The organism is Brucella pseudogrignonensis (genome assembly GCF_002252525.1).
GTDB lineage: Bacteria > Pseudomonadota > Alphaproteobacteria > Rhizobiales > Rhizobiaceae > Brucella > Brucella pseudogrignonensis.
Window position 1 is genome coordinate 53,387 of sequence record NZ_NNRM01000053.1, and the last position, 15,693, is coordinate 69,079.

Sequence of the window (15,693 nt, forward strand, 5' to 3'; positions counted from 1 at the left end):
TGGCACAGCAAATTAATAAATCAAGTGGATTTATTAATTGACTCTGTTGCGAAGCCGTGTTTTGCTTTCATCACGCCGGGGGAAGAGGAACCGGTTTCACTCTGGGAGGAGTTCATGAAGAAGACAGTTCTCTCGGCAGCGGTTGCTGCCTTTACGCTTGGTGTGGCCGCTTCGGTTGCAGGCCTAGCCAATGCGGCGGATGTTGGTGCTTGCCTGATTACCAAGACCGACACCAATCCCTTCTTCGTCAAGATGAAGGAAGGCGCGATTGCAAAAGCCAAGGAGCTAGGCGTCAATCTCAAGACTTATGCAGGTAAGATCGACGGCGATTCCGAAAGTCAGGTCGCGGCAATCGAAACCTGTATTGCGGATGGTGCCAAGGGCATTCTGATTACCGCTTCTGACACAAAGGGCATCGTACCGTCGCTGCAAAAAGCTCGTGACGCGGGTGCGTTGATCATTGCGCTTGATACGCCGCTAGAACCAGCGGATGCAGCAGATGCCACTTTCGCGACAGACAACTTCCTTGCGGGCGAACTAGTCGGCAAATGGGCTGCGGCAACGCTTGGCGATAAGGTCAAGGATGCGCGCGTGGCGTTCCTTAACCTCACCGCGTCGCAGCCAAGCGTTGACGTTCTGCGCGATCAGGGTTTTGCCGTTGGCTTTGGCATCGACCCGAAAGACAAGACCAAGCTTGGTGATGAAGATGATCCACGCATTGTAGGTCGTGATTTGACTGATGGTAATGAAGAAGGTGGCCGTCGCGCGATGGAAAACCTTCTCCAGAAAGATCCGACCATCAATGTCGTTCATACGATCAACGAACCTGCTGCAGCTGGTGCTTATGAAGCACTCAAGGCCGTAGGCCGTGAAAAAGACGTGCTTATCGTTTCGATCGATGGCGGTTGCCCAGGCGTTAAAAACGTCGAAGCTGGTGTAATTGGTGCAACGTCGCAGCAATACCCGCTGCAGATGGCAGCGCTTGGCATCGAAGCTATCAAAAAATTCGCGGATAGCGGCGAAAAGCCAAAGCCGACAGAAGGCAAGACCTTCGTCGATACGGGCGTGGCGCTGGTCACTGACAAGCCAGTCGAGGGTGTGGAATCAATCGACACCAAAACTGCGCTCGGCAAGTGCTGGGGTTAAAAGCTTAGAGCATTTCCGGTTTTGATTGAGTCATTGGAAATGCTCTACCCATTTGTTTTTACGCGCTTCTTGTTCCGAAAACCGCTTCGCTCGTTTCGAGATGCGTTCTAGTGATAACTCGCATCCGGCAGCTTTTGCCGGATGCTCTTGCGCCTTAGAGCGCGGTTCGATCTGATTGGATCAGATCGGCGCTCTAAAAGTTTGTTTTAACGCGCATCTTTATCCGAAAACCGTTTCACACTTTTCGGGATGCGCTCTAAAGCAGGAGATAGATATGAGTGAGCCGCAGGCGACGACCACCCCTGTAAAAGCATCAATGCAGGAATATGAAAAATCGCTCTCCCAAAGCGCAAGCGATGTCGCATCTTTCGATGCGGGTGATCAGTCTTTGCTCTATCGCCTCCGGCATTTTCTGCATCACAATCCCGCGGCTGTACCGCTGATTGTGCTGGTTATGTCGTTGCTGGTCTTCGGCATAACGCTTGGTGGAAAGTTTTTCTCCGCTTTCGCGCTGACACTTATTCTACAGCAAGTCGCGATTACAGGCATCGTGGCTGCGGCGCAGACTTTGGTGATCCTTACCGCCGGCATCGATCTCTCGGTTGGCGCAATCATGGTCTTATCTTCCGTGGTCATGGGGCAGTTCACATTCCGCTATGGCTTGCCTGCAGAGCTTTCCATCCTGTTCGGCTTTGCTACCGGTGCGCTTTGCGGCTTCATCAACGGGTTCTTGATCGCTTATGTGCGGTTGCCACCATTTATTGTCACGCTTGGCATGTGGCAGGTGATCCTGGCGACGAATTTTCTTTATTCCTCGAATGAAACCATTCGTGCACAGGAGATTACGGCAGAGGCGCCTATCCTGCAGTTTTTTGGAGAAAGCATTCGCGTAGGTGGGGCGGTCTTCACCTATGGCGTTATCGCGATGGTACTTTTGGTTTTGTTGCTCTGGTTCGTGCTAAATCACACGGCCTGGGGGCGCCATGTCTATGCCATAGGCGATGATCCGGAGGCTGCAAAACTATCAGGCGTTTCGGTTAAGCCGATACTCATGTCGGTTTATGTTCTGGCAGGTCTTATTTGCGCACTTGCTGGCTGGGCTATGATCGGGCGCTTGGGTTCTGTGTCACCAACCGCTGGGCAGTTTGCCAACATTGAATCCATTACGGCTGTCGTGATTGGTGGGATTTCGCTCTTCGGCGGACGTGGGTCCATCCTTGGCACAATGTTTGGCGCGCTGATTGTTGGTGTTTTTTCGCTGGGCTTGCGCTTGTGGGGTACAGATCCGCAATGGACCTATCTCCTTATTGGTGTTCTTATTATTGCTGCCGTTGCCATTGACCAATGGATCAGAAAGGCTGCCGCATGAAAACCTCTACAACACCGGTTCTTTCCGCACGCGGTCTCGTCAAGCGTTATGGGCGCGTCACTGCACTCGATCATGCCGACTTTGACCTCTATCCGGGAGAAATCCTTGCTGTCATTGGCGACAACGGCGCTGGCAAATCTTCGCTTATTAAAGCGCTGTCAGGGGCCATCCGTCCCGATGAAGGCGAGATATTGCTTGATGGCAAGCCAGTCAGTTTCCATTCGCCAATGGAAGCGCGCCATGCAGGTATTGAGACGGTTTATCAGAATCTTGCTCTTTCTCCTGCGCTTTCCATTGCGGATAATTTGTTTCTTGGACGCGAAATCCGCCGCAAGGGACCGCTTGGTTCATTACTCAGGATGCTTGATCGTGGAGCGATGGAAAAGATCGCGCGTGAAAAGCTGTCTGAACTCGGCCTGATGACCATCCAGAATATTGGTCAGGCGGTGGAAACGCTCTCCGGCGGTCAACGGCAAGGTGTCGCGGTTGCACGCGCGGCGGCCTTCGGTTCAAAGGTCGTCATCATGGATGAGCCGACGGCGGCACTTGGCGTAAAGGAATCCCGCCGCGTTCTGGAGCTTATTCAGGATGTGAAGGCACGAGGAATGCCGATTGTGCTGATCTCGCACAACATGCCGCATGTTTTTGAAGTGGCTGATCGCATCCATATTCATCGTCTTGGTAAGCGACTGACGGTAGTCGATCCGAAGGAATATTCGATGTCGGATGCAGTGGCCTTGATGACAGGCGCAATGGCGCCGCGTTCTGAGGCCGCCTGATCCGCTACTCTGTGAACATCACATCAAGCGGCAGATGCGCTTTGACGATCGGTGATTTGAGGACAACGAAGCTAAAATATTTATCTATGCCGATATCCATATCGATCAGGCGTTCCATGATCGTCTGATACTCGACAATTCCGGCGGTGACGAACTTCATCAGATAATCGTAGCCGCCGGAAACCAGATGACACTCAATAACGGAATCGATCTTCTCGACGGTGGCAAGAAATCGCGCAAAATCGATCTGACGATGGTTTTTGAGCGTAATCTCAGTGAAAACCGTCAATGTCTGTCCAAGCTTCGAAACATTGATTTGCGCGGAATAGCCGGTAATATAACCTTCAGATTGCAGTTTTTTCACCCGCATGAGGCAGGGACTGGGTGAAAGGTTGACGAGTTCTGCAAGCTCGACATTGGTTATCCGCCCATTCTTCTGCATTTCGGATAGAATTTTGATGTCGATTTTATCGAGCTTCATAGCAAAACCAGTTATTCGGTACTTTCGGTTGAGATTATTATCTTTTTCCCCGGAAGCTGCAATCGCGCCATGCTCTGTTTCTGATATTCAGTAGAGCCACGCACTGCACGCTGTTTGGGCGCAATAATCGCCTGTCAAAACGACGCCAAACCATACGAAATTCTGTGTAAAGACGAACTCCAACGCATCAAGCGGAACGTACAGCACTAGGATATGCGAAACATTGGAGTCCTGCGCATGTCTGCACCGCTTTTACACATCGAAACCAGTCCAACCTTGCCAAGTGAGGCGGATGTCGTTGTGATTGGTGGTGGCGTAGTGGGCGTTTTCACAGCCTATTATCTAGCGCGTAGCGGCGTAAAAGTGGCTCTTGTTGAAAAGGGGCGTATCGCTGCGGAGCAATCGAGCCGAAACTGGGGCTGGTGTCGACAACAAAACCGCGATGCCCGTGAGCTTCCGATGGCTACAAAAAGCCTCGAGCTTTGGGACAAGATTGCAGAAGAAACCGGAGAAGATCCCGGTTTTCGCCGGTGCGGCCTTCTTTATCTGTCGCAGGATGAGGCGGAGATTGCGGGCTGGGCCCGCTGGCGGGATTTTGCAAAAACAGTGGGCGTTACCACGCATATGCTCAGCACGGGTGAGGCCGCTGAGCGCGGCAAAGCAACCGGGCAGAGCTGGAAAGGTGGTGTTTTCTCGCCAACTGACGGAATTGCTGATCCGTCACGCGCAGTTCCTGTGGTGGCTCGAGGTATCATGGCAGCCGGCGGAACTGTTCATCAGAACTGTGCCGCCCGTGGACTTGAATTAAGCGGTGGTCGTGTCAGCGGTGTTGTAACGGAGTCGGGTACCATCCGCACAAAGACTGTTGTAATGGCGGGTGGTGCATGGGCATCCTCCTTCTGCAACCAGCTTGGCATTCGTTTTCCGCAGGCCGCAGTTCGTGCTTCCATTTTATCCGTCGCATCCGGCGTTGTTGGTTTGCCCGATGCATTGCATACGGCTCAAGTGTCGCTGACGCGCCGTATGGATGGGGGTTATACACTTGCGATCAGCGGTCGCGCGCGCGTTGACGTGACGCCGCAGCAATTGCGTTTCAGCCGTGAGTTTGTACCGATGTTCATGCGCCGCTGGCGCAGCCTTGCTCCCGGCGGCATTCAAGGCTGGTGTTCTGGGCATGAAACATTGACCAAGTGGCGGTTGGATGAAGTGACGCCGATGGAGCGCAATCGCATTCTCAACCCCAAGCCCGACGAAGGGCAGATTGGTTTAACGTATCAAAGGGCGCAGGAACTATTACCAGCGCTAGCTGGAGTGCCAATTGCAAATCGCTGGGCTGGTTATATCGACAGCACGCCCGATGGCGTACCGGCAATAGGAGAAATTGAAACTGTTCCGGGTTTCATTCTGGCGGCAGGCTTCAGTGGTCATGGTTTTGGCATTGGCCCTGGTGCCGGGCATATGATTGCCGATGTCATTTTGGGACGCAAGCCGATTGTCGAGCCGAGCTCATATAAGCCCGAACGCTTGAATAAAAGCGCATGGGGTAAGGTGGCAGATTTTTAGTTCCCGCATCTGATGTGATCAAAATCACAAAATATCAGCCAAACGGAGCGCCAGCACTTACGGAATGATCGAAAACTAGCTAAATAAGGTGAATTCCCCGCCTGCATGGCGCGGAAATGCGAAACCGTAACAAGGCTGGACGATGTTTGAGTTTGATGACCCGCGATTTCGACCTCTGTGGATACGGGTATTGATCTCAGGAAGTTGTCTGGCATGGGCTGCATTTGAGATTTCGATGGGCGCAGTCGGTTGGGCCATGCTGTTCGGAGCGCTTGGCCTCTGGTCGGCCTACCGCTTCTTTGTGACATTTGATCCTGACAAGAAAAAGCAGGATTAACAGGGCTCTTAGCTTTTAAGCCTAGCAAAGCGCAATTCGCTGCGACACCAAAAATTCGCTTCAATATTTGAAAAGAGAGCGGGGAATCGACCCGGGTTCAGGCCTTCCTCATGTGTTTCGTGTGAGGAAATGACGCTGCGTATCTCTAATTAACATCATTTTAAAACATATTATCACATTTAAATCGTTATAATGTTATCCACATGATTGTGATGATATCAGAACGGTGTTACGTCCTCCGTGTCTCGGCCCACTATCGGGCGTGTCTTGAAGACATACGCATGGAGATTGCCAGTAAATGAATTCCGTTTCCCCCGCTTCCAACGTGCTGCAACTGCCTCTTTTTAAGGAGCAGGGCCAATGACGATGGTAGGTAATTTCGCACCACTGGTTCTCGCAGGCGACAATGACCGTGTGGATGCGCAGGCTGCTGGCGAGTATCTGGACACTTGGGCAGGTCAGGATGGCCTGCGTCTTGCAACGAGCAACGTCATCAAGGCCATTCTTGCAGGGTCAGGCCGTCTCGCTGGTCGCATCGCGCGCGGCTCGCTACCGGGTGATCCGGGTAAGCTGGTTGGCGTCAACAGCGATTCTGATCAGCAGAAGAGCATCGATGTCGGCTCACACAATCTCTTCGTTGAACTGCTGATTGCGGCGGGTGCTGCATCAGTTCTGTCCGAAGAAGCGGATCTTCCTGTTAAGGGTAAAGCGGATGGTCTGGTTGCGGTTGCAATCGACCCGCTCGATGGTTCCGGTAATGTGGGCCTCGGCGCGCCGCTCGGTACCATTTTCTCGATCTTCCCTGCGGATACGGCAGAGCCATTCCTTCAGCCCGGCAATCGCCAGCTGGCAGCAGGTTATGTCTCGTTCGGCAATTCGATTGATCTCGCCTTCTCGGTCGGCGAAGGCGTTCTTTTCGCGACGCTTGATCCGGTCAGCGGTATCTTCCAGATCACCCGCAAGAATGTGACTCTTCCAGAGCGCACGTCCGATCTCGCCTATAACGCATCCGTTTATCGTCATCTTTCGGCTGGCATGAAGGCCTATGTCGATGATTGCTACAACGGCAAGGACGGTCCGCGCGGACGCAATTTCAATATGCGCTGGTTGGGTGCAGCTGTCGGAGACATGCATCGCATCATGCAGCGCGGCGGCATCTTCTTCTACGTAGACGATGCGCGTCCGGGTTATGAAAAAGGCCGTCTGCGCCTCGTTTATGAAGCCAATCCGATTGCTTTCCTCAGCCAGCAGGCTGGTGGCAAGGCGACCAACGGTTCCACACCGATCCTCGATATCGTTCCCGAAACCTACCACGAGCGCAGCGCGCTGGTGTTCGGTGTTGCGGAAGAAGTCGATGTTCTCGGCGAATATTACGCGCGTCCGCGCAATTAACTAAGAGGAAACTCAGATGGCACGTATTACGCTGCGTCAATTGCTCGACCACGCTGCTGAACACAGCTATGGCGTTCCGGCTTTCAACATCAACAACATGGAGCAGGCGCTCGCCATCATGGAAGCGGCGGATGCGACCAATGCGCCGGTTATCCTGCAGGCTTCGCGCGGTGCGCGTTCCTATGCAAATGATATCATGCTGCGCCACATGATGGATGCGGTCACGGAAATCTATCCGCATATTCCGGTTTGCGTGCATCTCGATCACGGCAACGAAGCTGCCACTTGCATGACTGCAATTCAGGCAGGCTTTACCTCCGTCATGATGGACGGCTCGCTCAAGGCTGATGGCAAGACCCCTGCCGACTGGGACTACAACGTCTCCGTTACGCGTCAGGTCAGTGAAATGTCTCATCTTGGCGGCATTTCGGTTGAAGGTGAGCTTGGTGTTCTCGGTTCGCTCGAAACTGGTATGGGTGAGGCAGAAGACGGTCATGGTGCGGAAGGTCAGCTTTCGCATGACCAGCTTCTGACAGACCCGGAAGAAGCCGTGAAATTCGTGCGTGAAACCAAGGTCGATGCACTGGCAATCGCTATGGGCACCTCGCATGGCGCTTACAAGTTCAGCCGCAAGCCTGATGGTTCCGTGCTTGCAATGAACGTGATTGAGGAGATTCACCGTAAGCTTCCAAACACGCATCTTGTCATGCATGGGTCGTCTTCGGTGCCGGAAGATTTGCAGGAAATCATCAACAAGTATGGCGGCAATATGAAGCCAACCTGGGGTGTGCCTGTTGAAGAAATCCAGCGCGGTATCAAGCATGGCGTGCGCAAGATCAACATCGACACCGATAACCGCATGGCGCTGACGGGCCAGATCCGCCGCGTGCTGCAGGAAGACCCGAGCGAGTTCGATCCGCGCAAGTATCTCAAGCCTGCAATGGCTGCGATGACCAAGCTTTGCAAGGATCGCTTCGAGCAGTTCGGCACCGCTGGCCATGCTCAGTCAATTCGTCCGATCCCGCTGTCGGATATGGCAAAGCGTTATCGCGATGGTTCGCTGGATCCGAAGTTCAGCTAAAATAGTCTAGCTTCAATATAAAAAAAGCGGCGGGAAAACCCGCCGCTTTTTGTGTTTTGGGGTGTTGCTTTAGACAATCAGCACTTGTTGTACTTGGCGTCGACTTCGTTGATCGCGTCAACATTGCCAGCCGAGCGGCCATTTTCGTCAAAGGTCTGGGCAAGGAACGCGTCAGCAATGGTCTTTGCAACTTCCGAACCGATAACGCGTGCGCCCATGGTGATGATCTGCGCGTTGTTGGAGAGTGCTGCACGTTCTGCCGAATAGGTGTCGTGGGTCAGCGCTGCGCGGATGCCAGGAACCTTGTTGGCTGCAATGCAAACACCGATACCGGTGCCGCAAACCAGAATTGCGCGGTCATAGGTGCCGTCGAGAACGGCGGATGCAACGCGGTCCGAGAGGTTTGCGTAGAATGTGTCTGCGCCAGCGTCCGTGCGGGAGATTTCGGACACTTCAAAACGATCCTTCAGATAATCTGCAAGAACCTTGGCCAGACCTTCACCGGCGCTATCGCCTGCTACTGCTACTTTCATGATATTGCTCCTTAATTAGCTTTGATGGTTTTGGCGCATTTCGCCAAAATATCGAGATAGCCTTCCACGTTCCATGCCGAACGGCCAATGAACAGGCCGTCGATATGCGGGCAGGCAATGAGTTCTTCGCAGTTGCCGGGATTGACCGAGCCGCCATAGAGACATGGCACGCGACGGCCAAGGATACCTTCAGCAACAGCAATAATTTCGGCCTGGCGGGCATCGGCGTAATCTGCCGAGGCTGGAATGCCATTTTCACCAATCGCCCAGACAGGCTCATAGGCAAACAGGATTTCGGCCTTTTTCTGTTCGTCCGAAAGCTTGGAAAGTGCACCGCGCACTTCTTCAGCAAGCACTTCCGCAGCACGTCCGCTTTCGCGGTCTTCGAGCGTTTCGCCAATGCAGATAAGCGGGATCAGGCCGTGACGAACGGCTGCTTCAACCTTGAGGCCAACAGTTTCGTTGGTTTCGCCAAAGTTTGCGCGGCGTTCTGAATGGCCGAGTTCTACGATGTCGAGGTTGCAATCTTTCAGCATCAACGGCGAAATTTCGCCAGTCCATGCACCCTGATCAGCCCAGTGCATGTTCTGCGCGCCAACCTTGACGGAGGTTTCCGACAGAATTTCCTTCACTTCACGAACATAAGTAAACGGCGGAATGACGAAGCGCTGAATGTCTGCCGAGCGGTCAGCATCGGCGTCTTTCAGTGCGTCCGCGAAAACGCGTGCTTCCGCAAGCGTCTTGTTCATTTTCCAGCTCGTACCTACCCAGAATTTGGACATGCTTGAATGGTCTTTCTTCTCGTGTGTTATTCTGCAATTGTCAGTTTGATGCCTGCCGGCTCAAGTTCGGCCACAAGTGCATCGCCCGGTGATTTATCCGTGATGATCGCGTCGAAATCGCCAAGATCAGCCATCACATGCAGGGCCGTGCGCCGGAAACGCTGATGATTGACCAGCAGGCATGTGCGGGTTGCCGACGCAGTCATGGCGCGCTTGGTGCGGACGACGTTTTCATCCATATGGTAGACCAGACGCCCATTGACCGCAGGCGCGGAAATGAAGGCAATATCTGCGCTGAGTTTTGACAGCGCTTCTTCGGTCAGCAGGCCAAAGAACGCATTGAACTTTGCCGAAAATACCCCGCCGAGCGCGATCAGATTGATGCCGCCTTCGCCTTTGAGGTTTTCGATGATGACCGCATTGTTGGTAATCACCGTCAGCGGGCGTTTTTCGATCAACATGCTTCCGAGAACTGCGGCGGTGGAACCGTCATTAATCATCACGGTCATGCCAGGTTCGATCAGGTCAAGGGCCGCGCGGCCCATCTCGATCTTGGCTTCGTTATCCTGCTGGACGCGAAAACGGAAATCGCTTTCAAACTGAGAGCCAGCATCCATGGTTGCGCCGCCGCGTACTTTGCGCAGCACGCCGGATTCTTCAAGAGAATCCAGATCGCGATGGATGGTCATTTTGGAGACAGCAAAGCGCTCGGAAAGATCATCGAGATCGACTGCATGATTTTCAATCAGCAGATTGATGATCGCCTGTCTTCTTTCGTCGCGTTTCACGGAATTTCCGATCTCAGAGCGTGTTTGTTTATCACACAAACTTAAATCACAAAATCACAAAACAATCCATATAAAATGTGATTTTGTGATATTTTGTTGATCGACGTTGTGGCTATTGCAGAAGTGCTTTGGCCGTACGCTCGTCGGTAATCAGCCCATAAAGCCGACCACTCCTAAGCACCGAACGGATAGCGTCTGCTTTGGAGAGCCCGCCAGCGAGGCCGATAATGCGGCTCATATCGGCATTTTCCACCGAAGCGGCAATGGTGCGTGCCGTCAGCCCTGTTTCAAGCCGCGTGCCATTGATGTCGAAGAAATGCCCCAGCATTTCACCGACAGCGCCACGCTCTGCGATCTCTTCCATCTCCGACAGATCAATCACCCCTGATGTGACGAGCTGCGCATGGGCGTCGACAGTACCGATACCGACAATCTTGAGTTCGGCCTGACACCCCATTTCAAAGACGCTGGTAACACCCTTCTGGGCCAGCAGCACTTCGCGATCTTCTGCCGTATTTGCAAAGAAAGGCACTGGCATCACATAAGCAGGTCTGCCGGTCTTTTCTGCAATGCGATGCATCACATCATGCGGATTGGCTGCAAAATTTCGCGTCAGACCACCGAGCAGCGACACAAATTGCAAATCCTTGGCCGCCACGCGCGGCATGTGATTGACCGCTGCTGAAAGCGTGCGGCCATGGCCGAGGCCGATCACTTCATGATCGCCATGCTCAATTTCGCGGCGCAGAAATTCCGCACCCGCACTTCCGAGAGACAAGAGAGGCAAGGCATCTTCGCCGAGATCGGGAGCGACTTCGCAATATTCAAGATTATATTGCTCTGCGAGCCGGTTTTCGAGGTCGATACATTCGGTGATATCGCCGTCGATTGTCACTTTAACTGCGCCATCAGCAACGGCTTTGGCGATCAATCGGTGTGCCTTCACAGATGGTAAGCCCAGGCGCTTTGCAACGGCTGACTGGGTCATGCCAGCAATGAAATGGAGCCAGGCTGCACGAAGGGCCAAGGAATCGTCTGAATCTGCCATTTTCGTGCTGCCTGCTCCCGATTCTTTATTCTTTTCTTGTAGTTATATTTTCAAATCGCCTGCACCCGTGTCAATGTGCGGCGCCCAGAAGGCCACACTTTCCGCAATCTGCGGAATAACTTCACGGTCGTTTGGATCACGTTCCTTGAATGAGAGTTCAAGGCAGATTTCGTTATCCACCGCACCGCCTTCGGCAAAAGCCTTGAGCAAAGGTTCAGGCTGGATACGGCCCTTGGCATTGAAAGCAGCGGTGAAAGGACGATGGCCACCCTTATCCATAAGGCTCTGCTTGATGTGAATGATCGGTGAGACCTTCGGCACGGCACGCGCCCAAGCATAGGGGTCGAAATCGTCCGGGTTAGCGGAGGTGACATCGCCATGATCGATGTCGGCCATCATCCACATTGGAATTGCCATATTGGCGGCGGTCAGTCGATCCTGAAGCTTGATGCTTTCAGCGATTGTGTCTCCAAATTCACGACCAATGCTCATTGGTTCCCAGAAGACATATTCCAGACCGGAACGGCTCGCATGTTCGGCAACTTCCGCCCAGCAGTCGATCGCAATCTTAATCAGCTCTTCGCGGCGTTCAGGATTGTCAAAATCCTTGTAGGTGAAAATCGCAAACTGTGTTCCCACCGACTTGCCACCGAGATCGCCGATAATATCGGCAAATGTCTTGAACCAGTCGACATAGTAGCGGCGCACTTCGGCATCCGGATGGCCGAAATGGTTGAGGCGGCCATAGGGGCCCGTCATGCCCGACGTTACACGGACACCGGTGCGCTCTAGTGCCTTGTCCATGTCGCGGGTCAGGCGACGAATGGTCGAAGCCTGCCAGCTCGGATTGATGAACTCGTGCGTGAGCTGCAGATCGCGCAGGCGCAGGTCGCGCGCAACGGTTTCGATCAGATCATCCGGCTCTGCAAAGCGGTTCACAAGCGGATTGGTGTTCAGCGAAAGCGTAAGGGCCATGGTGTCCTCGGTTGTCGCGCTTTATGCAGCAAGTTTGGCATTGTCGAACCATGCAATGAAAGCAGTACGTTCGGCTTCGGTCAGGTGCAGATAGTGCTTGGTGCGGCGGTAGAGAATGTCGTTCGCCGTCTTCGCCCATTCTTTCGACACGAGATAGCGAACTTCAGCCTCATAGAGATTGCCGCCGAAATGCTGTCCAAGTCCGTTAAGATCGGATGCACCTGCAACGATGTCCTTGGTGCGGGCACCATAGAGACGTCCGTGGTGATGGACGAGCTTGCGCGGCATCCATGGATAGCTGTCGCGGAGGCTATTTGCGAAGGTTTCGTAATCCGCATTCGGGATTTCGCCGCCCGGAAGCGGTGCGCCATGTGTCCAGTCTCCGCCCATATTCGGGAAGATGTGCTTCAAGCGATGCATACCGCGCTCTGCGAGCTCGCGGAATGTGGTGATCTTGCCACCAAACACGTTCAGCAGTGGCGCGTCGTTGGTCTCATCCAGATCGAAAACATAGTCGCGGGTGACAGCTGATGGATTGCCCTTACCGTCATCAAACAGCGGACGCACACCAGAGAAGCTGTGCAGCACGTCTTCGCGGCGCAGCTTTTCCTTGAAATAGCGGTTTACTGCGGTGAGCAGGTAATCGATTTCTTTTTCGTCTGCGCTGACGTCTTCGGCACGGCCTTCATAAGCGATATCGGTGGTGCCGATGAGCGCCTTGTCGCCTTCATATGGATTGATGAAGATCACGCGCTTGTCGTGGTTTTGAACCAGATAGGCATTCGCACCCGACCAGAATTTTGGCACGATGATATGGCTGCCCTTGACCAGACGCACATTGCGCGAAGAATTTGAGCCAGCCACATTGGTGATAACGTCTGTAACCCACGGGCCTGCGCAATTGACGATGCAGCGTGCGTGGAAACTGCGCACTTCGCCAGTGTCGCGGTTTTTGGTTTCAACGACCCAGCCGCCTTTTTCGCGACGTGCGGAGGTAACAGGCGTACGGGTCAGAATGGTCGCGCCTTTTTCAGCGGCGCCCACAGCATTGAGAACGACGAGGCGGGCGTCATCCACCCAGCAATCGGAATACTCGAAGCCCTTGGTATATTGATCGAGAATCGGTGTGCCTTCCGGGTCGCGCTTCAGATCAAGTGTGCGGGTTCCGGGCAGCTTCTTGCGACCGCCAAGATGGTCGTAAAGGAACAGGCCGAGGCGAACGAGCCAAGCCGGGCGATCCTGCGGGCTGTGCGGCAGAACAAAGCGCATCGGCCAGATGATATGCGGTGCCGCATTAAGCAGAACTTCGCGCTCGATCAACGCTTCGCGGACAAGGCGAAATTCGTAATATTCGAGATAACGCAGGCCACCATGCACAAGCTTGCCTGAGCGGGACGAGGTGCCTTCGGCGAGGTCGTCTTTTTCCGCCAGCACAACCTTGAGGCCGCGCCCGGCTGCATCGCGAGCCACGCCCGCGCCGTTGATCCCACCACCAATCACAAACAGATCGTAGATTTCCGGTTCAGCCATTTCATGCTCCTTCGGATGCCGGCATTCCGGCAAAATAATATGTAATTTCAGCCGATTGTCTAATTATCTATCAGCTGCGAGCTTGTCCCAGATAGGCTCTAAAGCCAGTCTTGCGTCCTTGTAGGCCGTGAAGAGTTCTTCATAGCGTTTCGCCTGCACTTCATCAGGCGCTTCAGTGGCTCCAAGCAGCGGGGCCACCCATTCGGATATACAGTCATCCATCGTCTTATAAGCGCCGATCGCAACCGCAGCCATCATGGCTGCACCTGCCGCACCAGCTTCTTCACGCGATGAAACGCGCACAGGTGCGTTGACCGCTGCAGACAAGGTGCTGCGCAGTGCGCGCGAGCGAGCGGCGCCGCCTGTCAGGCGCAATTCGGCGGGCATATCACCCATGGCCGCATAGCAATCGCGTGTCGCCATGCCGAGACCTTCGACCACCGAACGAACCAGTTCGGGAAAACGATCACGGCTTGAAAGACCGATAAAGCCCGCGCGGGCAAAAGCGTTAACGAAAGGTCCGCGTTCTCCGGCTTCCGAAATATAAGGATGGTAAAGAAGCGCGCCGGGGCGGCTTGCGTTAAACCACTCATCGAGGCGCGGGATCAGATCGTTCAGCGAGACTTTTTTGTCTGCCGTCGACATGAGGTCGGCAGCGATCTGCAGAATCCAGTCGATATTGATCGTCGCACCCATGTTGGTCTGAACCTGCGTGACGATGCCCGGAACTGGCAGAGCAATGACATAACCCGTGCCTTCCGCATTCAGATGAATGTCGGAAACCTGCTTTGCACGCATATGCACGCCGGTCGATCCGATGGTCGAGCAACCTGCATCAGCGGTGCCGCAATAGACGCCCGCGCCGAGTGCAGTCATTACCATATCAACATAGCCGAGACTCACCGGCGTACCGGCCAAAAGACCTGTCGCCGCAGCCGCTTCGGGGGTTAGCGGATGCTGGTTCAGAGTGCCGTCCACGATTGCGGGCAGCAAACCACGGCGCTTTTTAAGGCCAAGGGCTTCAATAACCACTTCGTCATATTGACGATTGCGGAAATTGCCGAATGTGAAACTGGCTTCTGAGGGATCTGTGGCGCGGACGCCGGTGAGGTTGAGGTAAAGCCAGTCCTTGCAATGAAGGGCGACTTCCGCATTGTCGAGCAGTTCCGGTACGAAACTGTCCATATGCGCCATCTGGGTGCCTTGCTGGCAGGTATTGAGGCCGGTGCCGGTCGCTTCAAAGCGCGCGCGGTTCATCGGCCCTGCTGCAAGTTTGGTAACTGTATTGGCCGCGCGGGCGTCGAGCCAGATCCAGGCATCGCCAACAGGCTTGTTGTCTCGCCCGACCAGCCATGTACCGTCACCCTGGCCGGTGACCGAAACAGCGGCAGTGCGCTGGCTTAAGTTTGGAATTTTCTCGGCAAGGCCACGCAATGCGCTGGCGCAATCTTCCCATGTTTGGGAAAGCGACTGTGTAACAGCGCCATGTTCGCCGGTTTCATATTTGTTCCGGACAGCTGCCGAATCGAGTTGCCGACCGCTAAGGTCGAATGCCACAGCCTTGACGACGGATGTGCCCGCGTCGATGCCGATGATTATATCACCTTGACCACGCATGACTGAATTATGCTTTCCCAATGAGGTCCTTGGCGGACATTTGGATTCCTCCCGCGACGAAATCTGTCGCTCGCTACCCATGTTTTTAATGAGAATGGGCCTTCGCTTATGATCGAGATAACATAACGATAACGGCCTGTCTGTAAAATTTTCGTGGGTAAGCATTTTTTTTCACCAAAAGGTGATTGTGGTGGAAATTGTAGTTCGAACCCCAGCTTCTTTGCGGATGGATTAGCCTCTTCTGCTAGAAGAAAAGAAGTGGGTGTCGTGTC

At 53.9% G+C, this 15,693-nt stretch carries 15 protein-coding genes; 7 read left to right on the top strand and 8 right to left on the bottom strand.

Features of this window, described 5'->3' with window-relative positions:
- Positions 1-114 precede the first annotated feature (114 nt).
- From CEV34_RS25545 to CEV34_RS25555, 3 genes are all read left to right on the top strand, one after another.
- Complete coding sequence (locus CEV34_RS25545) at positions 115-1,146, top strand: sugar ABC transporter substrate-binding protein (protein WP_007878279.1); 1,032 nt, start codon at positions 115-117, stop codon at positions 1,144-1,146.
- 274 nt (positions 1,147-1,420) lie between these two features.
- Complete coding sequence (locus tag CEV34_RS25550; protein ID WP_007878280.1) at positions 1,421-2,515, top strand: ABC transporter permease; 1,095 nt, start codon at positions 1,421-1,423, stop codon at positions 2,513-2,515.
- Positions 2,512-3,294 carry an ATP-binding cassette domain-containing protein gene (locus CEV34_RS25555; RefSeq protein WP_007878281.1) on the top strand — a complete coding sequence of 261 codons (783 nt, stop codon included), beginning with the start codon at positions 2,512-2,514 and terminating at the stop codon, positions 3,292-3,294. The genes CEV34_RS25550 and CEV34_RS25555 overlap by 4 nt, the downstream gene beginning before the upstream one ends.
- Positions 3,295-3,298: 4 nt before the next feature.
- On the opposite strand, the gene CEV34_RS25560 is transcribed toward CEV34_RS25555, so the two are convergent.
- Positions 3,299-3,775, bottom strand: coding sequence for an Lrp/AsnC family transcriptional regulator (locus tag CEV34_RS25560; RefSeq protein ID WP_007878283.1), 477 nt, complete (start codon positions 3,773-3,775; stop codon positions 3,299-3,301).
- Positions 3,776-4,012: 237 nt separating this feature from the next.
- On the opposite strand from CEV34_RS25560, the gene CEV34_RS25565 reads away from it, so the two are divergent.
- The 4 genes from CEV34_RS25565 to fba all read left to right on the top strand — a co-directional run bounded on the left by CEV34_RS25565 (position 4,013) and on the right by fba (position 8,148).
- On the top strand, positions 4,013-5,338 hold the full coding sequence (locus CEV34_RS25565) for an NAD(P)/FAD-dependent oxidoreductase (protein ID WP_007878284.1): 1,326 nt from the start codon (positions 4,013-4,015) through the stop codon (positions 5,336-5,338).
- A 190-nt stretch (positions 5,339-5,528) separates the two neighbouring features.
- The gene (locus CEV34_RS25570) at positions 5,529-5,675 is read left to right on the top strand and encodes a hypothetical protein (RefSeq protein WP_231195164.1); all 147 of its coding nucleotides are present in this window, start codon (positions 5,529-5,531) and stop codon (positions 5,673-5,675) included.
- A 360-nt stretch (positions 5,676-6,035) separates the two neighbouring features.
- Complete coding sequence (locus CEV34_RS25575; protein ID WP_007878285.1) at positions 6,036-7,067, top strand: class 1 fructose-bisphosphatase; 1,032 nt, start codon at positions 6,036-6,038, stop codon at positions 7,065-7,067.
- A 16-nt stretch (positions 7,068-7,083) separates the two neighbouring features.
- Positions 7,084-8,148, top strand: coding sequence for a class II fructose-bisphosphate aldolase (fba, locus tag CEV34_RS25580; RefSeq protein ID WP_094544755.1), 1,065 nt, complete (start codon positions 7,084-7,086; stop codon positions 8,146-8,148).
- Positions 8,149-8,225: 77 nt separating this feature from the next.
- Here fba and derI read toward each other — a convergent pair whose 3' ends face one another.
- From derI to CEV34_RS25615, 7 genes are all read right to left on the bottom strand, one after another.
- Positions 8,226-8,681, bottom strand: coding sequence for a D-erythrulose-4-phosphate isomerase (gene derI / locus CEV34_RS25585; RefSeq protein WP_007878291.1), 456 nt, complete (start codon positions 8,679-8,681; stop codon positions 8,226-8,228).
- 11 nt (positions 8,682-8,692) lie between these two features.
- Positions 8,693-9,463: a triose-phosphate isomerase gene (locus CEV34_RS25590; protein WP_007878293.1), complete on the bottom strand. Its 771-nt coding sequence runs from the start codon at positions 9,461-9,463 to the stop codon at positions 8,693-8,695.
- A gap of 26 nt (positions 9,464-9,489) precedes the next feature.
- A complete protein-coding gene (locus CEV34_RS25595) occupies positions 9,490-10,251 on the bottom strand; it encodes a DeoR/GlpR family DNA-binding transcription regulator (RefSeq protein ID WP_007878294.1) in 762 nt (253 codons plus the stop codon).
- A 112-nt stretch (positions 10,252-10,363) separates the two neighbouring features.
- Positions 10,364-11,299, bottom strand: coding sequence for a sugar-binding transcriptional regulator (locus CEV34_RS25600; protein ID WP_007878295.1), 936 nt, complete (start codon positions 11,297-11,299; stop codon positions 10,364-10,366).
- 42 nt (positions 11,300-11,341) lie between these two features.
- Positions 11,342-12,274, bottom strand: coding sequence for a TIM barrel protein (locus tag CEV34_RS25605; protein WP_007878296.1), 933 nt, complete (start codon positions 12,272-12,274; stop codon positions 11,342-11,344).
- Positions 12,275-12,295: 21 nt separating this feature from the next.
- Positions 12,296-13,804: a glycerol-3-phosphate dehydrogenase gene (locus tag CEV34_RS25610; protein ID WP_007878297.1), complete on the bottom strand. Its 1,509-nt coding sequence runs from the start codon at positions 13,802-13,804 to the stop codon at positions 12,296-12,298.
- Between the two features lie 63 nt (positions 13,805-13,867).
- Positions 13,868-15,421 carry an FGGY-family carbohydrate kinase gene (locus CEV34_RS25615; protein WP_007878298.1) on the bottom strand — a complete coding sequence of 518 codons (1,554 nt, stop codon included), beginning with the start codon at positions 15,419-15,421 and terminating at the stop codon, positions 13,868-13,870.
- Positions 15,422-15,693 lie beyond the last annotated feature (272 nt).